The sequence below is a fragment of the Acidocella sp. genome (genome assembly GCF_050253495.1).
In the GTDB taxonomy this organism is placed as follows: Bacteria; Pseudomonadota; Alphaproteobacteria; order Acetobacterales; family Acetobacteraceae; genus Acidocella.
The window spans coordinates 39,230-60,954 of record NZ_JBFWIX010000019.1 but is presented as its reverse complement, the minus strand read 5'-3'; the positions used below and the strand labels follow the sequence as shown (position 1 = coordinate 60,954).

Annotated in this window: 20 protein-coding genes and 1 pseudogene; 7 read left to right on the top strand and 14 right to left on the bottom strand. The window is 59.5% G+C overall.

Annotated elements, in window-relative coordinates:
* Window positions 1-126, bottom strand: a pseudogene (locus tag AB7D48_RS13485) (2-keto-4-pentenoate hydratase); the annotation flags it as partial.
* A gap of 128 nt (window positions 127-254) precedes the next feature.
* Between AB7D48_RS13485 and AB7D48_RS13480 the strand changes: the two are divergent.
* Window positions 255-608: a Rieske (2Fe-2S) protein gene (locus AB7D48_RS13480; protein WP_427980039.1), complete on the top strand. Its 354-nt coding sequence runs from the start codon at window positions 255-257 to the stop codon at window positions 606-608.
* Window positions 609-638: 30 nt separating this feature from the next.
* Here the strand turns inward: AB7D48_RS13480 and AB7D48_RS13475 are convergent, their stop codons facing one another.
* From AB7D48_RS13475 to AB7D48_RS13465, 3 genes are all read right to left on the bottom strand, one after another.
* On the bottom strand, window positions 639-1,319 hold the full coding sequence (locus tag AB7D48_RS13475) for a flavin reductase family protein (protein WP_427980037.1): 681 nt from the start codon (window positions 1,317-1,319) through the stop codon (window positions 639-641).
* A gap of 252 nt (window positions 1,320-1,571) precedes the next feature.
* Window positions 1,572-2,630: a Rieske 2Fe-2S domain-containing protein gene (locus AB7D48_RS13470; RefSeq protein ID WP_427980035.1), complete on the bottom strand. Its 1,059-nt coding sequence runs from the start codon at window positions 2,628-2,630 to the stop codon at window positions 1,572-1,574.
* A gap of 1 nt (window position 2,631) precedes the next feature.
* Window positions 2,632-3,393 carry a GntR family transcriptional regulator gene (locus AB7D48_RS13465; RefSeq protein ID WP_427980033.1) on the bottom strand — a complete coding sequence of 254 codons (762 nt, stop codon included), beginning with the start codon at window positions 3,391-3,393 and terminating at the stop codon, window positions 2,632-2,634.
* 545 nt (window positions 3,394-3,938) lie between these two features.
* Between AB7D48_RS13465 and AB7D48_RS13460 the strand changes: the two genes are divergently transcribed.
* Window positions 3,939-5,348 (top strand): ammonium transporter, encoded by a 1,410-nt coding sequence (locus tag AB7D48_RS13460; RefSeq protein ID WP_427980031.1) that lies wholly within the window; start codon window positions 3,939-3,941, stop codon window positions 5,346-5,348.
* Window positions 5,349-5,368: 20 nt separating this feature from the next.
* Window positions 5,369-5,524: a hypothetical protein gene (locus AB7D48_RS13455; RefSeq protein WP_427980029.1), complete on the top strand. Its 156-nt coding sequence runs from the start codon at window positions 5,369-5,371 to the stop codon at window positions 5,522-5,524.
* Between the two features lie 24 nt (window positions 5,525-5,548).
* On the opposite strand, the gene AB7D48_RS13450 is transcribed toward AB7D48_RS13455, so the two are convergent.
* Entirely contained in the window at window positions 5,549-7,168 is a 1,620-nt protein-coding gene (locus AB7D48_RS13450; RefSeq protein WP_427980026.1) for a nitroreductase family protein, read from the bottom strand.
* Between the two features lie 122 nt (window positions 7,169-7,290).
* On the opposite strand from AB7D48_RS13450, the gene AB7D48_RS13445 reads away from it, so the two are divergent.
* The 3 genes from AB7D48_RS13445 to AB7D48_RS13435 are packed head-to-tail and all read left to right on the top strand — an operon-like array spanning window position 7,291 to window position 9,989.
* Entirely contained in the window at window positions 7,291-8,874 is a 1,584-nt protein-coding gene (locus tag AB7D48_RS13445) for a flavin monoamine oxidase family protein (protein WP_427980024.1), read from the top strand.
* Window positions 8,874-9,521 (top strand): glutathione S-transferase family protein, encoded by a 648-nt coding sequence (locus AB7D48_RS13440; RefSeq protein ID WP_427980021.1) that lies wholly within the window; start codon window positions 8,874-8,876, stop codon window positions 9,519-9,521. Before AB7D48_RS13445 ends, AB7D48_RS13440 begins: the two co-directional genes overlap by 1 nt.
* Window positions 9,522-9,563: 42 nt before the next feature.
* On the top strand, window positions 9,564-9,989 hold the full coding sequence (locus AB7D48_RS13435) for a Rieske (2Fe-2S) protein (RefSeq protein WP_427980018.1): 426 nt from the start codon (window positions 9,564-9,566) through the stop codon (window positions 9,987-9,989).
* Window positions 9,990-10,016: 27 nt separating this feature from the next.
* Here the strand turns inward: AB7D48_RS13435 and AB7D48_RS13430 are convergent, their stop codons facing one another.
* The 5 genes from AB7D48_RS13430 to AB7D48_RS13410 are packed head-to-tail and all read right to left on the bottom strand — an operon-like array spanning window position 10,017 to window position 13,747.
* Window positions 10,017-10,328 carry a DUF6156 family protein gene (locus tag AB7D48_RS13430; protein ID WP_427980015.1) on the bottom strand — a complete coding sequence of 104 codons (312 nt, stop codon included), beginning with the start codon at window positions 10,326-10,328 and terminating at the stop codon, window positions 10,017-10,019.
* 6 nt (window positions 10,329-10,334) lie between these two features.
* Entirely contained in the window at window positions 10,335-10,781 is a 447-nt protein-coding gene (locus AB7D48_RS13425; protein WP_427980013.1) for an antibiotic biosynthesis monooxygenase family protein, read from the bottom strand.
* Complete coding sequence (locus tag AB7D48_RS13420; RefSeq protein ID WP_427980010.1) at window positions 10,765-12,480, bottom strand: ATP-binding protein; 1,716 nt, start codon at window positions 12,478-12,480, stop codon at window positions 10,765-10,767. The genes AB7D48_RS13425 and AB7D48_RS13420 overlap by 17 nt, the downstream gene beginning before the upstream one ends.
* Entirely contained in the window at window positions 12,477-12,956 is a 480-nt protein-coding gene (locus AB7D48_RS13415; protein ID WP_427980007.1) for a hypothetical protein, read from the bottom strand. The genes AB7D48_RS13420 and AB7D48_RS13415 overlap by 4 nt, the downstream gene beginning before the upstream one ends.
* A gap of 41 nt (window positions 12,957-12,997) precedes the next feature.
* Window positions 12,998-13,747, bottom strand: coding sequence for a hypothetical protein (locus AB7D48_RS13410; RefSeq protein WP_427980004.1), 750 nt, complete (start codon window positions 13,745-13,747; stop codon window positions 12,998-13,000).
* 198 nt (window positions 13,748-13,945) lie between these two features.
* Here AB7D48_RS13410 and AB7D48_RS13405 point away from each other — a divergent pair, with 198 nt between their 5' ends.
* Entirely contained in the window at window positions 13,946-14,323 is a 378-nt protein-coding gene (locus tag AB7D48_RS13405) for a Rieske 2Fe-2S domain-containing protein (RefSeq protein WP_427980001.1), read from the top strand.
* Window positions 14,324-14,396: 73 nt separating this feature from the next.
* Here the strand turns inward: AB7D48_RS13405 and AB7D48_RS13400 are convergent, their stop codons facing one another.
* The 4 genes from AB7D48_RS13400 to AB7D48_RS13385 form a co-directional block, all read right to left on the bottom strand.
* Window positions 14,397-14,906 (bottom strand): acetone carboxylase subunit gamma, encoded by a 510-nt coding sequence (locus AB7D48_RS13400; protein WP_427979998.1) that lies wholly within the window; start codon window positions 14,904-14,906, stop codon window positions 14,397-14,399.
* 48 nt (window positions 14,907-14,954) lie between these two features.
* The gene (locus tag AB7D48_RS13395; protein WP_427979995.1) at window positions 14,955-17,279 is read right to left on the bottom strand and encodes a hydantoinase B/oxoprolinase family protein; all 2,325 of its coding nucleotides are present in this window, start codon (window positions 17,277-17,279) and stop codon (window positions 14,955-14,957) included.
* 48 nt (window positions 17,280-17,327) lie between these two features.
* Window positions 17,328-19,481: a hydantoinase/oxoprolinase family protein gene (locus AB7D48_RS13390; protein WP_427979992.1), complete on the bottom strand. Its 2,154-nt coding sequence runs from the start codon at window positions 19,479-19,481 to the stop codon at window positions 17,328-17,330.
* 185 nt (window positions 19,482-19,666) lie between these two features.
* Window positions 19,667-21,361, bottom strand: a complete 1,695-nt coding sequence (locus AB7D48_RS13385) for a sigma-54-dependent Fis family transcriptional regulator (RefSeq protein ID WP_427979990.1) — start codon at window positions 21,359-21,361, stop codon at window positions 19,667-19,669.
* Window positions 21,362-21,725: the final 364 nt, after the last annotated feature.

Below are 21,725 nucleotides of genomic sequence, written 5' to 3'. Positions count from 1 at the left end.
TGCTAAAAGGTCACGGCCCAGGATGAAGGCGATCTCCGCCTCCACCTTCGGCTGCAACACGTCGGAGAGCGCGATTTCCTCGGCGTCGCCGCGCGCCATGTCGGCGAACAGCATGCCGTAATCGGGTCCATATTATCCCCATTTGTTATTAGCCAAAGCAGAGCGTGCATTTGCCGCGAACAAGCATGAGCAACAACCATGCCATTTGATAAAAGAAGATTTTTCATTCAGTATGCTGACTGGGAAAATTCAACATGAACATTTATTGGCCAACCCGCACATTACAGGAGCAAATTTTGATGAAATGGATTGATGCTGGAAAAGCCGATGAAATCTTGGACAACACAATGATCGAAGTCGATACCGGCGCAACCGCTATTTTACTGGTCAAGTCAAATAGAGAGTTTTTTGCCGTTTCAGCCGTCTGCCCACATCACCAGGCCTGGTTCATACAAGGTAGGGTTGATGGCACCAGCCTCCACTGCCCACGCCACATGGGTGCTTTTGACATGAAAAGCGGCAGGCTGCTCAGCGGTCCATCATGCGGCGATTTACCGTGCTATCCCGTACGGATCGAGAATGGAAAGGTCCTGATAAAATCAGAATGATCAGATCCTTGATCCGCAAATCATCCGTGTTCAGAGATCAAGGGTCAAACTGTTCGTTTTCGCCCGCGAACAGCAAACCATGACGGTTCGCAAACGATCATGCTCCGCCGGCAAACGCACGGCATCCAGATGCAAAGCCTCCCCCGCCAGCAAGGAAACCTCACAAGCACCGCAGACTCCTTCCTCGCACGAATAAGGCGCGTCGATACCCGCGGACAAAAGCGCCTGGAGGATCGTCTGGTTTGTCGCGACCTCCACCGTACAATCAGATTTAGCAAGATATACGCTAAAGCCTTGCATACATGCATCATCCGGCGAGGCCGCAGGAAGAAAATTTTCAGTTTTCAAGACGCAGCCCCTAGGCATGGCGGCTTGGCAGGCTTCCAGCATACGCCGCGGCCCACAACAATAAACGACCGTACCCGGCGCGGTATCATGAAGAATGTCCGCGACATCCCGCCTGCCGGAAGAGGAGTGGTGCAGATAAACATTCTGCTCGGCTTGCAGTGATTCAGAAAAAAGCATGTCGGAAGGAGAGCGGCTCCAATAATGCAGCCTGACCGCCTTGCCATGCTCGCGCAAATGGCGAAACATGGCATAGATTGGGGTGATGCCGATTCCGCCAGCCAGAAGCAGGCTCTCGCCTGCGTCTTCCTCCAACCCAAAATGGTTGCGGGGCACGCTGACGTCGATCTCCGCGCCCGTCAGCAAATGATCGTGAAACCAGGCCGATCCGCCTCGTCCCGCTTGCTCACGCTTGATCGCCACAACATAGAGAGTGGGTGTGCAGAAGGGCGTGAGCAATGAATATTGACGGGATGAACCATCCGGCAAAAACAGGTCGATATGGGCGCCAGGCTCGACGGGTGGAAGCAGAGCATCAGAAGCCATGGAAAACTGACGCACATCCGAGGAAAGATCCCGGACATCCGCCACCCGCAATGTCAACGCGCCCATCCCTGTTCAGACCCCTCCATGAATCCCGTAGGTCACACCAAGAGATTTCAGCCAATTCCGATATTTCAACCCGATCAGGTCGCTGCGGTGATGCAGCTCATACCGCAATTCCACCGGAATACGCTCCGGGCGTTGCGTATCGACAATGCCGCTATCCTGCTCATAGACAATGTCCTGGCGCCGCCTGACCTCTTCATCTGTCGGTTGCTTGGCGAAATTGGTGCCACAGCAGATGCGTACAATGCTCGTCGTCGCATCCACCTGCTGCGCGGTGAAATAAGTGCAAAACCGATCCGCCGGGTCGCCTTGATCCTGATGCGCGGGATCGACAATTTCGAGGCGTTTGCGCAAATACGCAACCAAGGGGCGCATGATTTTGTAGGAATAGAAGGAAATCACATGGATATTGCGCGGATCGCCATAAGGCTGGTTGACCCGCACCTCGCTGGAGTAAAGCCCATCCTCCCCCTCATGAACCTCATAAGGAGGGATTTCGTCGGGCTCGTCGGAAATACCGTTGACCCCAGGATGGACAAATGAAAAATGCGTGGGATCGACAAAATTATCCAACGCGCGATAGCCGGAGCGAAACTGATATGGACCGCAATGGGTGAGCTTATAGGCGGGGTCATCCCATTCGGCGAAAACCGGAATATCCTTCGCCGGCGTGCCGATACAAGCCCAGATGAAACCATATTTATCCTGCGCGTGATGAATGATCGTATGCGCTTTCTTCATGGGCTTTTCCGAAGGCGCCGACGGCATCAGAGCGCAAGCGCCCGTGCCGTCATAGCGCCAGCCATGATAAGGACAAACCAGCTTGTTGTCCTGCACCCACCCCTTGGAAAGCTGCGCGCCGCGATGCACGCAAAGATCCTCCCACACATGCACTTCGCCCTGCTCATCGCGCCAGGCCACAAGGTCGCGCTCAAGCAAGGTGATAGGCATTAGCTGGCCAGCTTCCAACTCACGAGAATAGCCAACGACATGCCAATCATTCAACAAAGCCTGATCCTGGCAGCCATTCTCGGGAAGAAGCGCGGAAGGAGGGGTTTGGTAATTCATTTCAACCTCTTTTGGGTTCAGCTTCCGGGTCGGCGGCACTCGCCAACGCCAGACGGTGCAAAGTGATTTTCCTGATTTCGACACGCGACGCCTCGATATGGCAGCGCATCAGACGTTCCGCCTCACCGGCCTGACCGGCGGCCACCGCATCGAGAATCGCGGCATGCTCGTCATACGTAACAGCCACACGCGCCGGGCTGACAAAATCCAGACGACGTATAATCCTGATCCGCTCCGTGATTTCATCGAAACTGCGCAACATGGCCTGATTCCCCGCCAACGCCACGAGATCGCGATGAAACGCCTCATCCAGCGAACCAACCTTGGTGCCATCCGTCTCGCGGCGGCGCTTGGGCACCATCCAGACATCCCGCAGAGCCTCCAGCCCTTCGGCCATGTCCGCCTTGCTGATGCAACGCAACGCAATGGCCTCGATTTCCATCCGGAAGCTATATATGTCCTCGTAATAGGCCAGATTCAGCGGCGCCACCTGCCAGCAGGCATGCCCCCCAATATGCTGCATGAACCCTTCATGAGCCAGCAAATGCAAAGCTAGGCGCAAAGGCGTGCGCGACACACCGAACATTTCCGCCAGCCCCTGCTCGGCGTAACGCTGCCCAGGAAGCATGGCGAAATCGAATATGGCCGCCTTCAACCGGCCATAGACAAGCTGGGCCAGCGTCTCCTTCTCCTCGGGCTGCCCCAGCCCTGGCTTGGAGCCCTGCGCGCCAGGCGAAATATTGGAAACCAGTTTTAAGCTCAATTTGGGATCCCGAATTTTATTCTAATTGGCCTTCTAAGCGGCGACCAAAAACCTGTCAAACAAATTGCCGACGTAAAGACGATTTCATCCCTCCCCCTCGCCCCACCAGCGCCGCTCCGGCCGCCGCGCGGGAAGACGCCGGAAACACGCAACCCCCGACGCACGAAGAGGATTGGTTAAAAAAGCACCATGCCAACACAAAACCAACCACAACCAGCCTAAAAAGCTATCTTTTGTTTACCATTATAGAAGACAACCCATTGATTTATTTCAAATATGCCCGCAAATCGCTGAAATATCACACCTCACGGTTCCCATCATTCCCGATTTATGCATGGATCCGGCAACGCCGCCCCCCGCCACGCCTGTAAAATTATATGTCTTTTCATTGCCTTACGGCCCATGATGGCGCCGCGCGGAAAAGCGCGCAGGGGCAAGGACACGCTCCACATTAAGAAAAATATATTCTTGGCACGAAAACTGCTTCCCCGCCTCCGGGTGGCCGCCTGAGAGGTGCCGCCACAATCTCTTACTGGAGGGCTTCAATGGCGGATGCGACACAATCGGTCATAATCACAGCGGCGCAGGCAAAGAGTCTGTCTGCGCTGCCATTTCTGCAAACCTTCGTGCCGGAAGCGTTCTTCTTCACCGCCGGGGTGTTGATGCTGCTGATCCATGCCGGGTTCCTGGCTTATGAGGGCGGGGTCTCCCGCTCCAAGAACCTGTTGGCGACGATGACCAAAAATCTGATGACCCTGGCCACGGTGGGTCTGACTTTCTATTTCTTCGGCTGGTGGATCTATAACGGGTTTCCCTTCTGGCCGGGCACGGGCCCGCTGCTGGGCCCGTGGACCGATGTCTCAAAGCTCTCCAGCGCGGTGTCAGCCGGTTTCTCCGCGGTGACGGCCTCTTATCCCTGGTCGGATTCGTTGAGCCCGACCAAGGGCGACGAGTTCACCGGCGTGTTCTGGATGGTGTTCGCTCTGTTCGCCATGACCACAGCCTCCATCCTCTCGGGCGCCTGCATCGAGCGTATCAAGTTTGGCGCTTATTATCTGCTCTCCATCCTGCTGGGCAGCGTCATGTGGGTCATTGCCGCCGCCTGGGGGTGGAATTACTTCGGCTGGATGACGACGCTCTGGGGCTTCCATGATTTCGGCTGCGCCGTGGTCGTGCATTGCGTCTCCGGCTGGTTCACCCTGGGTGTGCTATTGAACCTTGGCCCGCGCATCGGCAAATATAATGCGAATGGCACGACCAATGTCATCAAGCCGCATAATATCGCGCTGACCATGGTCGGGCTGATGCTGATTTTCGTCGGCTTTTATTTCTTCCTGGCCTGCTGCGAGGTCTATCTGCCCGGCTATACGACCATCGTGAACATCTATGGCTCGCCGACGACCTTGGCGATGCTGGCCGTGAACACCACGCTGGCGCTGGCGGCGGGGCTGATGGGCGCCTATGTGTCGTCCAAGGGCGATCCGTTCTTCACCATCTCCGGCGGTCTCACCGGCATCATCACGGTGGCCTCGGGCATGGATCTTTATCAATCCTCCCTGATCATCGTGCTCGCCTTCGCCGGGGCCTGGATCATGCCGAAAACCGCCACCTTCATCGAGAAAACCCTGCGGATCGACGATTCCGTGGGCGCCTTCGCGGTGCATGGCGTCAGCGGCACCATCAGCGGCATCCTGCCGGGCATCTTCGCCGTTGGGTATATCGCCCAACCCGGCCAGGCGCCGATCAACCTGATGGGCCAGATCGGCGGCACGGTCATTTGCGCCATTCTGCTCGGCTTCATCCCCGGCTATGCGTCAAGCTGGCTGCTCAAGAAGTTCAACCTGCTGCGTGTGCCGCCAGAAGTGGAAACCGCTGGCCTCGACATCAAGGAGCTCGGCGTGCACGCTTATCCCGAAGATATGCCCGCGGATGCCGCCGTGCTGCCGGCTGAGTGATTTTTGAAAGGAGTTTCGCAATGGGTTCCCCCTTCAAGACCGCCGATCAATTTCTCAACGCCACCGGGCCCCTGCATAGTTTCGCAGGCCACCCCGATACAATCGCCGTATTCACGGTTCTGGCCGTGGCCTTGACCGTCTATGCATTGGTGAAGGCTTTCACGATCCATCATTGACGGCCATCCGCCAGCGCCCTCTCCTCATGGGAGAGGGTCTCTGGCGGATGCATCCTCGGCCTCATGGCGCGAACGCGCCGGATAAGCGCACAGCGTGCCGATTCGCGTATCGGTCAACGCCAGGCCCACCGCAAAACAATAAACGACCTGAAGCGACTCATCCCTCATACCCAGCAGACGATGCACCTCATCGTCCAGAAAACATCCAATACCCGTGCCACCATGCCCCAGTGCCTGGGCTTCCAGATATAGACGCTGGCCGACCAACCCCGCCTGCCAGTGTAGCTGGCGGTAGCACCATGGGATCTTGGCGATGACATCGCCAAATTCAGCCAGCATGCAGATTGTCACGCACGCATCCGCGGCGATGGCCTGCCGACAGGCCAATGCCCGCGCCAGCTTGCGAAAATCCCCCTTGGCCAGCAATTTGAACGCCGGCAGCTCGGGCATGGCCACGATTTCATCCCACAGGAACGCGGCATCGAGACCGGCGCGCAGACCCAGTTCAGCCGCCAAGTTTCCCGGCAATGCGTACAACCCACGCTCCACCCCTTCGACATTATGCGCGAACACCAGCAGATGCAGCCGCGTGCCGCGCAGCAATTGGGAAACGGCATCCAGCAGACGCACGAAATCCGAGCGCGGCATGACATGGTCGCGCGCGTAGCGTTGGGCGCTGCGACGTTTCAATATAACCTCCGCCGCGCGCGCCAGCGGCGCGGGAGAGTCCGGCGCGCCACCATGCAGTTCCATGCTCTTGCTCATGCCACGGCTGGCCTTGGCCACGGCCTCGATCACCGGCCAGCGATAGATCGGGCGGGCATCGAGCAAATTGGCGATGCCAGACCAGACCGCCTGGCCAATGAGTCTGGGCGCCAAGCCGTAAGCCGACGCGCCGGCGCCTGGCGTGGTTTCGATATGGAGCAGCACTTCCGGCTCTTCCCTTTCAGCGCATCCGAAATCCAGCGCCCGGTCCAGCCCGAGCAAGCCGCCAAGTGCCTCCGTGCCGATCCCAGGGACAATCCGCGCATACCAGCCCAACGCGGCACAGGACGCGGCGAGCGCACCGAGCGCATGGCCAATATCGAGCTGACAATAACGAAACGCGCGCTCGCCATATTTCCAGGCCTCGCGCCATGAAACCGAGCTGAGGGCAACCCACAGGCCAGGCTGCGCGAACCGCGTTTTACAACGCTGTTCCAGCGCATGATCCTCCGGCCGGTAATGATGCACGCCATCCGCCACACCGGCAACGCCGCATGCCAGCACATAAACCTCCGTGGGATGCAGATTTCCGCTGGAGGGATTGCAGCGCAGAGCCCAGCGGTCCGGTCCGTATTCCTTGATCGCGGCGAGGCCGAAACCCAGTTCGAGCATGGCCCCCACGCCACGGCGGCCAAGCATGACGGGCGATGATTGGGCCTGCCCGGTCAAGCCCGCATAAGGTGTCTCGATCCCGTCCGACACCAGCTTCAAGGGCGTGACCGGCGCGCCCGCATAATGCCGGTATGGCGATGGCTGGGCATCCCAGTCGAGCGTCTCGGGACCGGCCGCATAGCCATCCAGCCTATGTTTGGTCTGGCGGTGATAGGCAAGCACGGCCTCGCCTCGTTCCCGCGCATTTGTCTCCAAGATATCTGGCATGGATCGCTGGCCTTTCCTCAACCGCGCGTTTCGATGTTTTTCGCAAACAATTTTCGTGCCACCGCGCGAAATTGTCCGGTTCTTGCATAGGGCTTGGCAGACAAAATCCCGGGGAATGAATCATGTACGATGTCGCCATAGTGGGAGCGGGTTTGAGCGGCCTGGCACTGGCCGAAATGCTGGAAACGCGGGGCCAGTCGGTTCTGATTCTCGAAGCGCGCGGGCGCCTGGGCGGGCGGATTTTGAGCGAGACGGATGCCGCCAGCGGCTTGGCGGTCGATCTGGGCCCAACATGGTTCTGGCCGCACCGGCAAGCGCTTGTCGCCACGCTGGCGCAACGCCTTGGCATTCCATCGTTCCCGCAAAGGGATGAAGGCGCCAATTTGTCCCTGGCCGACGCCGGCAAGGGGCCGGAACGGACCCCTCCCCAGCACGTGCATGACAAGGCCCACCGGTTGACCGGCGGCATGGCGGCATTGATCAAGGCCCTCGCCGCGCGGCTATCGCACACGGACATCCGGCTGGGCCATGTGGTTCAGGCCCTGTTCGATGAAACCACCCATGTCCGCCTTGCCTGGAGTTCCGGCGCGATGAGCGGTGAAACCCTGGCCCGGCGCTGCGTGCTGGCGATGCCGCCGCGACTTGTCGCGTCCCTGACATTTTCACCGGATCTGGACAAGGCGGCATGGTCGGCTCTGCGACATACCCCAACCTGGATGGCGACCTCCGCCAAGGCTGGCACCGCCTGCGCCAACCCGGTCTGGCGCGACGAGGGCTTGTCAGGCTCCGCCTTCGTCACACACGACCAGGCCGTGCTTGGCGAGATATGGGATGCCTGCGACGCCACCGGCACCCAAGCCGGGCTGGGTGGGTTTCTCAGCCTGTCCCCCGCCTTGCGGCGGGATTTCGCCACGGGGCTGCCAATGCTGATCGCCAGCCAGTTCACTCAGCTTTTCGGCGGGCATTTGAGCCTTGGCACGGCATTCTATCAGGATTGGGCGGACGAGGCCTTTACCTGCGCGGCCGCCGATCTCATCGACCCCGCGACCGACCATCCGCCCCGCGCGGACAATTTATTGCGCGGGGCTCACTGGAACGACAGGCTGCATTTCGCGGGCGCCGAAACGTCCGCGCGCGATCCCGGTTATCTGGAAGGCGCGCTCGACTCCGCGTGGCGGGTGGCGCAAACCCTGCATGAAGCCGATGAACGGGCGGAATTGCTGGCCCGCCCCGCCAACGCCGCCGCGCTCGCCAGTTTCAGCCAATGGATGGCGACACAGCGTGCCGCCGGTTTCTCCGCCTATCGCGTGGCCTTGTCGCGCAGCCTGATGCGCCAGGCCCACGAACAGCTGACCCAGCATGCACTGCTGGGGGCGGTGGAAGACAGTCTCGCCCAGGCGCTGAACCGGATCGCTGAACTGCCCTTCGATGGGGCCGACGCATCGGTGACACAGGGGCGCTCCTGCCTGCTCCCGGCGGTGCAGGCGCCGTTTAAGCCGTTTCTCGATGGGCTGCTTGCCGATGTTCTGGAATTCAACGCCGTATCCTGCGCGCTGTCCAATTTCCCCGACGAGCACAAGCCGCCGCGCGACTACATGAACGCCATCATGCGCGACATCGCCGCCGCCTGGGTCGAGTTTTCGCAAAACGCCAACGATCTCCTGCTGGCGGCGCATCCCCCCAGCGCCAGCGCAGGAGCGGCATGATGGCCAATATGCGCCTCTATATGGCCCCGGGTTCCTGCTCGACCGCCGCGAACATCATCCTAGAGGAAATGGAGGAAACATTCGAGGCCGTGGTGATCAACATCCCGGCGGGCGAGAACCGGCGCCCGGAATATCTGGCGGTCAATCCACGCGGCACCATTCCCAGCCTGCTGTTGAAGGATGGCGGCGTGCTGACCGATCTGATCTCGATCGCCGAATGGCTGGGCCGCCATTGCCGGCGTGGCCGCTACTGGCCCGCCGACCCCGCCGCGCAGGAGCATGCCCGCGCGATCATGCGGCATGTCACAGACATAATTCACGGTCAGGGCTTCGCGCGGATCTTCGTTCCGCAAGCCTATGGCCGGGAGGCGGAACAGACGGCGCGAACCATGGCGGAAGGCCGCCGGATCGCCACACAGGCATTGGCCGAGGCCGCCGGCATGCTGGCCCCCGAAGGGTACGCGCTGGGCGCGTTCAGCGTCGTCGACCCGATCCTGTTCTATGTCGCGTTCTGGGCGGACAAGACAAAGATCCCCCTGCCGGCGCGCCTGCTCGCCCATTACCGGCTCATGCTGGGGCGGGATGCCGTCTACCGGGTCTTGCGCGAGGAAGGCTACGACCCCACCCAGCTGGGCAAGGCGGCATGACCATTCCTCGTTTTCTCCTTAACCCTTGGATGGAGGACCATCATGGCTGAATTATTTGTTATCTGCGAAACACAGGAAATACAGGAGGAGAATGTGCGTGGCTTCGTGCTCGCGCGCATGGTCGACGGAACCATGACTCCTTGGCCCATTCTCGTCGCCCGCAAGGGGGGCGCTTTTCATGCCTATGAGAATAAATGCCCGCATGAAGGGGTCAGACTCGATGCGCGGACCGAAGACTTCCTCGACGAGGATGGCAATTTTCTAAAATGCGGCACGCATGGCGCGCTGTTCGATCTCGATGACGGTCAATGCTTCATCGGCCCCTGCAAGGGCGCGAGCCTGAAGCGGATCGACATCGTCATCGACGACGGCGATATTTGCCTGATCGATGATTCGCTTACCGAAGAGGATGGGCTGCATCTCGAAGAGCCGGACGCCCATCCGGAAGTGGTGATCACTTCGGAGTGAGCCCGCCGCCATCCTGGATATGCGCCGCTATTCGGCGCCTATCTCCGGCAAAGTGACCCTGACCGGCGCCTCGCCGGCCATGGTCACCAGCGCGCTGAGCAGAGCGCCGTCCTCGTCGTAAAAATAACGGTGGGACAGTTCCACATCGGCATGGACCAGCTTGTCGAACCCGATCAACCGCTCACCATCGTCGAACCATGCGCGGATGAAGGTGTTGCGGTTCAGGGCCTGCTCACCCTCGATCGGGCCAATCAGCCGGAAAGGCAGGCCGATCGCGGCATAGGTCACGAAATAACGGCACGCGCGCGCCGCGGGAACGACCTCGACAAGGACGGGCATTGCCCCTCACCCAGCGGAAGCGGCTGTGACGGTCTGGATCACCTCGAACCCTTCGAATTTCGGCGGACCGAGATAAAGCGGCTTATGCCCGCCAGCCCCGGCATGGGCCTTGCGAAAGGCCTCGGACGTGGTCCATGCCTCGAAATCCGCTTTCGAACGCCAGACCGTATGCGAGGCGAACAGCGTATGATCTTCCGCTTCAGGGCCCCGCAGCAAATGAAACGCCACGAAACCAGGGACCTCCCCCAGGTGACTTTCTCGGCTTTTCCAGACGGTCTCGAAGGTCTCTTCCTCCCCCCGGATCACCTGGAAGCGGTTCATCGCGATGAACATCGACAGCTCTCCTTCATGCAAGAACGCGCCGACGGCGCGCCCAACCTTGCTTTCTGCCTCCTGGATGGCAACACCGCAACCCGCGCGGCGGCGGAACGTCACCTCATGGCGCTGGGACATGACGTGAATGCGGCGCCATATCCATGCCGCGAAATATCGAGCAGCGCTGAAAGATCTCCAGCTCCGGCGCCACGCGCTTCTGGCTGCAATATTTGGCCGCGAGCTTGGCGAGCCCCTTGATGTCGCGGCCGCTTGCCTCGGGGAACAGATCCGCGAGACGCTCGGCCATCGCCGCGTCAACCTCCAGGCCGAACTGCTCGACCATCACCCGCCAGATACGCGCGCGGCTCTCACGGTCGGGCGGATAATAACGGATCAGCGCTATGCAGCGCGAGACGATGGCCTCGTCAATATCATCCACACGATTGGTGGTGAGGAACAGCAGCCCGTTGAAATATTCAAGCACGCGCAGGAACACGCCCACAACGGCGTTCATCGTCATGTCGTCATCGCGCCGTTTGATATAGACATCCGCCTCGTCGATCAGCATGACCGCGCCCCAGCGCTGCGCGCGGGTGAGCACATCCTTCAAGGCGGTTTCCATCTGCGTGACATTGAGGCCAAGCTGACCCGAATGGACACGATAAAGCGGACGGCGGATGATTTCCGAATAGATCTCGGCGGTCAGCGTTTTACCCACCCCAGGTGGACCGGCGCAAAGCACGGTCGTACCGCCGGACTTGCCCTCCACGATGTCGTCCATCAGCACATCCATCTCGGCGGTGAGGATGTCGATCAGGTCGGTCTGCTCCGGCGGCAATACCAGCTTGCCCTTGAGCGCGGGCTGGTAGGCATAGGGCTCCATATCGTCGACATGCACCCAGACATAATGATGCAGGTCGAGATGAAACATCAGGATGAAGCCATGCACGGGCACCTGCGCGAACATGCCGGGAGGAATCGCGTCGGCCAGCAGGCGGATAACCTCCTCGTTCTCATATTGATTGCTTTTGCCCGCGCGGCGCAGATAGGAGGTGAGGATCTCGCCAGGCACATCCAGTGTCAGCGCGCGCTCGGTGAGAATGCTCTCGTCATTGACGAGCCTCGCCTTGCCACCCGAAGCGGACAGCACCACCATGTCCTTGCGTGTCCAGTCTGTATCACGCCGCGCCGAGGCTGGATCCTCGGCGTAAAAGGCACGGCCCTGCGCGGCGAATTGCTCCCCATACCGGCCGCGCCAAGCAAAATAACGTTCAGCCGTGGCATCGTAGGCGGAGATCAATTCCGGCGTTTCCTTCAGGAAGCCTTTGTTCACCAGCACCTCGCCCAGCTTGCGCCCTTCAATATCGCCAGCGGTGACGCGGAGCACATTGGTAACAAGCGTTCCCTTGGCATTGGCCTTGAGTTCGATGAAAATCTTGCCGCTCTCGTCGCTATTGGCCGGCGTGTAATCCAGACGCGTCACGACATAAGGCAGCGGACGCCGTGAAATATCCGCGCTGAACAGCCAGCCACGCACCCCGTCGGTAACCAGATGACGCACCAGATCAGCCAGAAACTCCTCCAGATCATTGGCGCCATAGGGTTGGCCCGCATTGCCCAGAACATCGCGCAAAGTGGCAAGCTGAGCCGCGCGCACCTGATATTCCGCCCCCGCGCACCGGTAGAGTTCCCCCAGAAATTCGCATTGCGCATCGGATAGACGCGCGACCGGCACCTCCACCTTTTCACCGAAACGCAATTGCGCGCGCAATGGCTCAAGATCGGGGAACGCGCCGACCACCCTGTCCATATGTGCACGCTCGATCGTCAGCTTCATGCCGTGCAGCCTTCCGCCAGCGCGGCGACCACAGGCCAGCCGATCTCACCTTGCGGATCGAGCCCGCGCAGGGCTTGCAACATCGCGGTGGCATCGTCATGCCGCCCGTCGCGCAGGGCGATGAAAGCCAACGCCTTCAGCGTATAAAGCGCGAAGCGGCCAGGATCGGCGGGGCCGGTCCGCACGCTGCGCCATAGCCGCCAATCCGGGGCCCATCGCGCCTGCCGCGCGGCTTCCGCCAGCCCAGCCTCCGCCATGATACGCGCCTGTTCCAGCCGGCCGGAATAAGTGTGGATCTTGTAAAGGCAAAAATACGTCGGCAAGGCGGAGGGGTCGATCTCCAGGGCCTTGCGAAACAAGGCATCGGCCGCACCCTTATCGCGCCGATGCGCCAGAACGCCGGCCTGAAGCAGGGCATCAACTTCATCGGTCAGATGACCGAAATCAATTCCCTCGAAGGGAACATCCGTCCGCATGCATGACCTCCACGAAGTTCAGACGCTAAGACCAGCCCGGATCAGCGCCGGGACAACGAACGCAACAGACCTTGCGTTTCGTCCTGCAAATCGATGTCCACGGCCGGCGCGCCAAGCAGCAGCATGTTGGCGATGAAGGCCGCATCGTTGCGCGGCTCCTGCAAGGCTTCGCGCAGGATCGGTAGATTATCCTCGATGTGCGACATGAAGGCGACTCCCTTGTCGCATACCTCGCCCCACTGGGAGCGGGTCCAGAGCGCCAGCGGATAAAGGATCTCGCTCTTGAAATTGGACCCCATGGCCCGTTCAAGAAAACGCATGCCCGTGGTCCATGTCTCACCATTGCGCATGGGCGGCGGCGTTGGGTCGCCCGCGAGCATCTTCTTGCCCGCCTGCCCGACATGGTCGTCCAATGAGACCGGTGCCGCGATATCCCCCCGGAAATGCCACAAGCCCGCATGACCGGGAAAATCCGTCCCGAATTTTTCACGCAGCCCCGCCTCGACCCGCTCTACGGCCGCCTTGTCGCCCTTGGTCGCCGCATTCATGCAAAACGCGATTAGCGTGTCATCGCCGATCTGGTGTGCGATCCCGCCGGCCAATTGCCGCGCCGTCAATGCCGGCGTCACGCCCTTGGCCGGCATCTCCACCTGGCCCGCGCGATAGGCCGACAGAAAGGCCGTGATTTCAAGCCAAGGCAAATAATATTCGAGAAACGCCTCCGCATCCACATAAACGATGGCGAGATTGAGCGGCTGCTTGCGCTTCGCCAGCTCTGTCATATTGGTCATTCGCGGCCTCCTCATGTTCCGGGCGCTTCAGGGACAGAGGAAATAAGCAGCAATCATGCCATGTGGAGGCCAGGCCAGCGCGTCAGCCGACGGCGCGCTTTTAGGAGAAACCCGACAAAAACCGTCACCTTTGCGACATTCCATACCTTGGAGCCAAGCCGATCCACGACATTCGCCCTGGTGCGGTATTTGCTTTTCATGCCTGACACCCCTTACAGGAAAGCGACGAACTTGCCGTTCATCTCCATCTGTCATACGAGCGCCCTCCACGAAGGCGGCATGGGATTTTTTCGCGCGGGAAAGAAAAGCGTGCTGCTGCTCTGGCCGAAAGGCGGCGAGCCCAAGGCGTATCGCGGACGCTGTCCGCATGCGGATGTGCCCCTCGACGAAGCGAGCTTCGACGGACATATTCTGACCTGCCCTCATCACGCCTGGGGCTTCGACGGGGTGAACGGCAAATGCGTGACCCATATCGTGCGCAACACGCTCCACCCTTATCCTTTGCGTGTGGAGGACGACGAGTTTCAGGTCGATATAGGGCCCGTCAAGCCCGCCCCTTCGAAACAAGAGCAATGAACAGAAACAGCCCGCGCCTCCACGGTTGAAAACCAAAAATGCCCGGCATCCGAGGGTGCCGGGCATTTTCATGTCAGGCCATGTCGGCTCGTTCGGGAACCGGCATGCCGAGCCATTCCTTGTAGAAGGCATCCACATCCGGCTCAAAATCCCGGATCACCGGATACCATGGCGTCGGCGCCTCGACATCGTGCAGCGTGGCGCAATGCGGGCAGTAATATTCACGCAAAACCTGCCAATCGGTGCTGGGCGTCATCAGCTTGGGATAAATTTCCTCCATCTTCGCGGCGGAGTCCCGTACATGGATATGTGCGTGCAGTTTCCAATTCTCCCGCCAGCCGCAAAAATCATGGCCACATTCACAACGTATCTTCCATTCCTTGCTCGTCTTGAGCTGGACAATATATAGTTTCGGCCCCAATGGCAGCACGATGCGGTCGTCCCAGGGCATACGCTCCTGCAATATCTCCACATAGGTCGCGAAACGTTCCGGATCCTTTGGCGTGGAAAGCATCTGGTGCAGGGTGTCATCATCGATCGTGCCATCGATCAGATCCGCGATCTTGGTTCTCGTATAAGCCATTTGTTCCTCCTGATGTTTTTTGGGGGCGGCGAACCGCCCCGCCGGTTTTCATTCCTCGACGAACTGCACGGTCCGCACATCCGGCAATTCCGACAGATCCATGGAATATTTCGATCCATAGGTCGGCACGCCAATCTCATCCTCCGTCAACTGCCACTCGGCGGGCAATGTCCAGAAGGATTTGAACTCCTCGGCGAAACGAGGCCCAAGCTTGAACGAGGCCGCGAACATCTGCTTGACTTGCGAAGCCGCCTGCTTGGCGATGATCTTCTCACGTTCCCGCTTCATCCATTCAGTGACGGGAATGGATTTTTGCAGCCTCTGCTTACGAATTTCGTCGCGCCGGGCCTTGGTCGCGGCTTCATCCAGCCTGTACTGGCCATCCGCCCCCTTCGCCGCCACCACGCCATAGACGCCGGCAGCGAAGCGTTCCAGCAGGTAGCCCCCGTTCAGATCCTCCACCACACGGCACGGTTCACGATCCAGCGGGTCGCCAAAACCCGGCCCGCCACGCATATAATTGAGGTAAAGATCGTAATCGGCGAACATCTCCTCCGTGGTGATGGCCTGCTTGTCGCGCTTGATCCGGGCATCGGGCAGCAAGCCGTCGTAAACCGGATTTTCTGGATCCGCATCCCCGCCAAGAGGAATGGGCTTGCCCGTTTCAATCAGTTGCTTCAGCCCCGTTTCGTGAGCCGCGAACCGATAACCGGATGCCGCGGGGTAGCCCCCCATCAGCCCCCAGTCGGAAGAGATGTGACCATTGCCCATGAAGAACATTGTCCAGTCCTTGGCGTTCCAGACCATGCGCAGGCTCTCGAATCCGCAACCGCCACGATATTTACCAGCGCCACCGGAATTCGCCTTGATCTGCCGCCCAAGATAAACCAGCGGTTCGGCCAACTCCCAAATCTCCATATCACCCATATCGCCTTCCGGGTTCCAGATGGCGGCGGCATGGCTCAACCCGTCGCGCGCCGCCGTGGCGCCCGTGCCGTTGGCCGCGCACTCAAAGGAATTGACGGCATGGATCTCGTCATACTGGTTAAAGCCGCCCCCCTGCAGCCAGTTGGAGGTATTGGCATTGCCCGCGTTCACCTCCTCCAGATACCCACGGCCATAATAAGCGCGCGAAAGGCCACGCCATAACGCCGTCCAGGCGGAAACCAGAAAATGCCAGGAATAGGCGAAAGCCACGCGCCTGTCATCAGGGTTCATCCAGGTGCCTTTCGGCAACCGGAATTCCGTGCCGTAGGCGGCGCCGTCATTGATCATTTCGGACGGGATCAATGTCTGCGTCATCATCACCCATATGCCGGACGTGAAACTGACCTGGTGGGCATTGTAGGTATGCCACCCCCAACGGCTTGCCCCCTCAAAATCCAGACGCCAGGTACCATCCGGCCTGATGGTGATCTCGGATGGCGCATGCATGATCGTATCCAGCTTGGCGAAGTCGGAGGGTACGCGCACATCCTCATGGGAATAAGGCACATCGACAAACCCGACCTGCCGGTATTTACCGGGGATGGTCATTGCCTTGATCCGGTTTTGCAGGCCCAGACGGCCATGTTCGACAGACTCGTAGGCGAATTTCCAATAGGCGTCGATGCCCTCTTCCCTGATCACATCCTCGACCAGCTTACGGATCATATGGCACCCCGCGATGCGGGTGCGTTCATCGAGCATCCAATAACGCGTGGTGCGCACCATGCGTTGACTTTCATGCAACCAGTCGCGGAACAGCACGTCATTCTCACCGATCTTGCGGCAAGTGACGGAATAGCCGTCGCCAAAACGCTGAACCTGCCCAGTGCACATGGAACCGGGACCGACAGCGCCCGTGTCGATCACATGCGTCACACCGCCGACCCAGCCGATCAATTCTCCTTCCCAGAAAATCGGCACGATGGTGTGAATATCGCACGGATGCACATTGCCAATGAGAGAATCGTTGTTGCAGAAAATATCGCGGTCATTGACACCAGGATTTCCCTCCCAGTCATTTTCGATCATATATTTGATCGCCGCTCCCATGGTGCCGACATGGATGATGATTCCCGTGGATGTGAGAATGGAATCACCCGCCGCGTTATATAAAGTGAAGCAAAGCTCACCCTCCTGCTCCACGATCGGCGAGGCGGCGATCTTCTTCGCGGTTTCACGCGCATCGACCACTCCCGCGCGCAGACGCGAAAACAGCTTATTGTAGAGAATGGGCTGGCTGTCGCGCAGCTCCAGCTTGGTCAGGCCGGCATAGCTCTTGGTGCGTTTTGTCTCCGCCATGATATGGTCGCGGTGCTGCTTCAGCGTTTCGCCGCCGCGCACCACGCCGCGTGTGGCGGTTTGGGAATCGTTCACAAACTTATCCATGTTTCTCTCCATTCTGGCGCTTATAAACGCGCCGTTTTCATTACGGGATCAGACTTCCTTCAGGTGGAACAATCTGTGACCATCCAGCCAGGTCGCGAACCCATTGGGCACCACGAAGGTGGTCGCGTCGGATTCAATGATGGCGGGCCCCATGACCTTGTTGCCGGGCTTCAGGGATTCCATCTTATAGAGTTTCGCATCCACCCAGCGTTTATGCCGGTAGAACTTACGTGTGCCGATGAAGGCTTCCGCGGCTGGCTCCTCGCTCGCCAGCGCCTCGACGGGAATTTTCGGTTTGGTTATGGGCACCATGCCGCGCATGATGGCGCCGGTCACCGAATAGCCCAGCTCGGGAGACCGCGCGGACGCGGCATAGACACGCCCATAGGTGGCGTTAAAAGCATCCGTGAGCTGGTTCCAATCCTGTGCGGTCCCGACCGCCGGCAGGGGGGACTCGATCTCCAGATCGTTCAACTGGCCGCGATACTGCATGCGGTAACCCGGCTGAAGCTTGACGTGCGACGGGTCGTACCCATTCAGCTTGAATTCCTCCAGCACGTTATGGGTGAGCTCTTCCCAGGCAACCTGAAGAGTCTTGGCCGCATGGATACGCTGCTCTTCCGGTGCGTCCGGCGCCAGATTGATATCGAGCGATTTATCGTAGCGATATTCGAAATCCGCCGCCGCGCAGCCAAACGCCGAGAACCCGGCCGCCCAGGCCGGCACGATGACATCCTCGAAACCAAGCCCTTGCGTATAGCCATAAGTATGCACGGGGCCGGCACCGCCATAAGAGAAGCAGACGAAGCTCTGCGGGCTATATCCCTTACCGGAGATCATCGAGCGCAGATAATCGCGCAAGTCTGAATCCAGTAATTCGATCACGCCCGCCGCGGCATCCTCGACCGACAATCCCAGCGGATCGGCAAGCTGCACCTTGATCGCATCGACGGAACGCTGACGGTCAAGCTTCACCGCGCCGCCAAGGAAATTATCCGGGTTCAGATAGCCGAGCACCATATGGCAATCGGACACCGTGACGGTCTCGATGCCGCTTTCCTTCCAGCACACGCCAACACGGTATCCCGCTGAATCAGGCCCCAGCTTGATGGCCTTTGTATAAGGATCGAGCCGGATGAAGGACCCGGCACCGGCACCGACGGAATCCATCGCCACCAACGGCAGGGACAGCACGAGCCTTGCCATGTCCGGATCGTTCTTGATGGTCAGTTCGCCCTGCGTGATCAGCGCCACATCGAAAGAGGTTCCACCAATGTCGGAACAGGCGATATTCTTATATCCCAGCGTTTCTCCAAGATATTTCGCGCCGATGACCCCTCCGATCGGCCCCGAGACGATGGTGCGCGCCAGTTCCTTGGCCTTCCAGGAAATCGTGCCGCCATGCGTCGCCATCACACGAAAATCGAACTTCGTGCCGCGCTCCTTGAAGGCATCGGAAATACGCCGCAATGTCTGGCGCGACGGTTCCGCCGCATATCCTTCCAATATGGTCGTGTTCGTGCGATGGGTTTCCTTGCGCACCGGGTAATAATCGGCGGAAGCGAATACGGGGATTTCCTTTCCGCTGCGCGCGATTTCTTCCTGAACGATGTCCCTTGTCCGGCGTTCATGGGTCGAATTCTTGTAGGAGTGAAGCAGGCTGATGACGATCCCCTCAACCCCGGCGCCAATCAGTTCACGCGCCGCCTCACGTACCGTTTCCTCGCGCAACGGAATCACGACCTTGCCCATCATATCGACGCGCTCCACCACGCCGCGCGTGAGCTGACGCGGCACCAATGGCGGGTCGTAGCGATGCGTGTTCAGATGGATACGGTCTTCATAGGCATATCCAAGATGGCTTTGGATTGCCCGGCCCATCCTATGAAAATCCTCCATGCCGCGATTGACGATCAAACCGCATTTTAGCCCTTTTCTCTGCACAACGCGGTTGAGCATGGCGGTGCCTGAATACACACCGGTCTGCAATTGGTGCAATGCGTCATGCAGGGAGATGTCCCAATTGGCCAACCCATCCTCGCTGGAGGCGATCAGTCCAAGTGCTTCGTTCTGCGGTGTGGATTGCGCCTTGCCAACGACAAATTCCCCGTGCGCATCCACGAAGAACGTATCTGTCATGGTGCCGCCGGCATCGATGCCGAGCACCTGCACATTTCTGGTGTTCTTGCCTTCGTAGCCCACTTGCTTCCTCCTATTGTTTTGCTCTGCGGCCATATGGGCCGGGCAAGAACAATGGAGCAGAAGGCGTGCCAAGCTGGCTTGGTCAGGACTTTTCGTTACGACTCAAGGTTTTATGATTTTATCAGGCGTTAACAACATGTCCAAGAACCTCGACAGCCGGACAGTTTTGTCCGGAACTCGGACAATCACCGCGCCCGGTAACGGGAAAGGCGCAGATATAAAGTGGATCTCGCAATGCCAAGCCGGCGCGCCGCTTCTGAAAGATTACCGCCGCATGCCTCGATATGAGCCATGATGGTTTCGCGTTCAGCATCGCGCAGCACACTGGCGGCGGGGGGGGAGGAAGGCGTGACGGCCAGAATATCCTCGGGCAGTTCCTCCGGCGTGATCAGGCCCGATTCCGCCAGGGTAACCGCGATTTCCATGGCGTTGCGCAATTCACGTACATTGCCGGGCCAGCCATAAGCCATCAGCACATCCCTTGCCCTTGGATTCAAGGATGGCGCCTGGCGCCCCAACCTGATGGCCGCGCGCGAGGCAAAATGCTGGGCGAGCAGCAATATATCGCCGCCGCGCTCACGCAAGGGCGGCACCCGCAAACGCGCCACCGCAATACGGTAATAAAGGTCGCGCCGGAATCGCCCGCCCTTCACCTCATCGCTCAAATCACGATTGGTCATGGAAATCACGCAGATATCCACGGGCCGCCCCTCATGCTCACCAACGCGGTAAACCACCTGGTCCTCCAGAACACGCAGGAGATAGGATTGGAGATCCAGAGGCATCTCACCGATCTCATCGAGGCATAGAACACCATGATTCGCGGCCTCGATCTTGCCTGTGCGGCCCGCCTCATCGGCTCCCGTGAAGCTGCCCTTGGCATAGCCGAACAGTTCGCTGGCGATCAGCTCCTTGGCGACACCGCCGCAATTGACGGGAATGAACGGCCCGGCGGCAAGAGGGCCAGATGCGTGGATGGCCCGGGCAAACAGCTCCTTGCCCACGCCGGTTTCACCCTCGATCAGAACCGGCAGCTTGCTAGCCGCCAGCTTGCGCGCCCGCTCCCGCGCGGTTGCAATGGCTGGGCTGTCACCCAATATAGCGGTGAAATCCAACACCTCCTCCTTGGCGGCTTGCCGGGGATGGGACCAGCTCCCCCTCTGCTGCGGCCGGGCATGGTGCGTGATGATGAGACAGCCTAGAGCGCCATCCTCGCCCTCCACCACTTCCAGATTGGCGTTGGGCAAATGCTGGCGGATTTGTTTTTCCCATAATTCGGAAGGTATGCCGCGCATGATGTCCCGCAGCATTTTATGCGTTGTTTCCTGGGCTTCCAAAAATTTCAAGGCTTTCGGCGTACCGTGCACCAGCAGCCCGTGGCTGTCCAAGGCCAGGATCTCGTCCTTCAGCCACAAAGCACGCTTGGAGACAAAATGGCGCAGCAATTCCTCATGTTTCTGACGCGTGAGCCGGTCGAGCGACAGTTCGATCTCCTTGCCAATCCCGACCGCGAGCGCCAAATTTTGCCTGTTGAAGCCAGTGACCGGCCCGGAAATATCGATGACACCCAACAACTCGCCATCGCGCGGATGGTGCACAGGGGTGGCGGCACAGGACCAGCGCTGCACATCTTCGCAAAAATGCTCCGCCCCCAGAATCTGCACAGCGCGTTTTTCCGACAATGCGGTACCGATGGCATTGGTGCCGATACTGCCTTCAGCCCAGTGCCCGCCAGTTTCCAAATGGTTACGGCGCCCCTGCTCCATGGTGTGGGGATCTCCCGCGATTTCAATGATGAGACCGGCGGCGTCGGTGACGATCATCATCGAGGCCGTATCGGCCAGAAGTACGCCTGATCTCGCCAAGATGGGGCGTGCCATGCCGAGCAGACGGGCATTTTTCCGGCGCAGCTGAAAAAGCTCCGGCTCCGCGGCCAGTGGGGCCTCATTCCGGCGGGTCTGTACCCCGAGCGTGCGAGACCGCCGCCAGGAAGATGCCACCGCAACAGGAACCTGTTCCGAGATCCGTCCCGTCGAAAGGAATTGCTCCCATGCGGCGCGGATCGCTTTTTGCCGTTCCATTTTATTTCCCCCCGTTGAGGATTTGCCCTCAACTTTGGTCACTTTTTTGACAATAGCTGCCTACAGCTTATCGAGTCTTTCGCTTTGACGGAAGATGCCGCCTCTCTCCGGCAACAGGAGCGCTTATGAAACATTTCAATATGTTGTCGGAAACTTCGAGGAA

Coding starts and splice junctions, on each gene's coding strand:
- AB7D48_RS13480 (WP_427980039.1), top strand. CDS start 255: ATGAACATTTATTGGCCAACCCGCACATTACAGGAGCAAATTTTGATG.
- AB7D48_RS13470 (WP_427980035.1), bottom strand. CDS start 2,630: ATGAATTACCAAACCCCTCCTTCCGCGCTTCTTCCCGAGAATGGCTGC.
- AB7D48_RS13460 (WP_427980031.1), top strand. CDS start 3,939: ATGGCGGATGCGACACAATCGGTCATAATCACAGCGGCGCAGGCAAAG.
- AB7D48_RS13455 (WP_427980029.1), top strand. CDS start 5,369: ATGGGTTCCCCCTTCAAGACCGCCGATCAATTTCTCAACGCCACCGGG.
- AB7D48_RS13450 (WP_427980026.1), bottom strand. CDS start 7,168: ATGCCAGATATCTTGGAGACAAATGCGCGGGAACGAGGCGAGGCCGTG.
- AB7D48_RS13445 (WP_427980024.1), top strand. CDS start 7,291: ATGTACGATGTCGCCATAGTGGGAGCGGGTTTGAGCGGCCTGGCACTG.
- AB7D48_RS13440 (WP_427980021.1), top strand. CDS start 8,874: ATGGCCAATATGCGCCTCTATATGGCCCCGGGTTCCTGCTCGACCGCC.
- AB7D48_RS13435 (WP_427980018.1), top strand. CDS start 9,564: ATGGCTGAATTATTTGTTATCTGCGAAACACAGGAAATACAGGAGGAG.
- AB7D48_RS13430 (WP_427980015.1), bottom strand. CDS start 10,328: ATGCCCGTCCTTGTCGAGGTCGTTCCCGCGGCGCGCGCGTGCCGTTAT.
- AB7D48_RS13425 (WP_427980013.1), bottom strand. CDS start 10,781: ATGTCCCAGCGCCATGAGGTGACGTTCCGCCGCCGCGCGGGTTGCGGT.
- AB7D48_RS13420 (WP_427980010.1), bottom strand. CDS start 12,480: ATGAAGCTGACGATCGAGCGTGCACATATGGACAGGGTGGTCGGCGCG.
- AB7D48_RS13415 (WP_427980007.1), bottom strand. CDS start 12,956: ATGCGGACGGATGTTCCCTTCGAGGGAATTGATTTCGGTCATCTGACC.
- AB7D48_RS13410 (WP_427980004.1), bottom strand. CDS start 13,747: ATGACCAATATGACAGAGCTGGCGAAGCGCAAGCAGCCGCTCAATCTC.
- AB7D48_RS13405 (WP_427980001.1), top strand. CDS start 13,946: ATGCCTGACACCCCTTACAGGAAAGCGACGAACTTGCCGTTCATCTCC.
- AB7D48_RS13400 (WP_427979998.1), bottom strand. CDS start 14,906: ATGGCTTATACGAGAACCAAGATCGCGGATCTGATCGATGGCACGATC.
- AB7D48_RS13395 (WP_427979995.1), bottom strand. CDS start 17,279: ATGGATAAGTTTGTGAACGATTCCCAAACCGCCACACGCGGCGTGGTG.
- AB7D48_RS13385 (WP_427979990.1), bottom strand. CDS start 21,361: ATGGCACGCCCCATCTTGGCGAGATCAGGCGTACTTCTGGCCGATACG.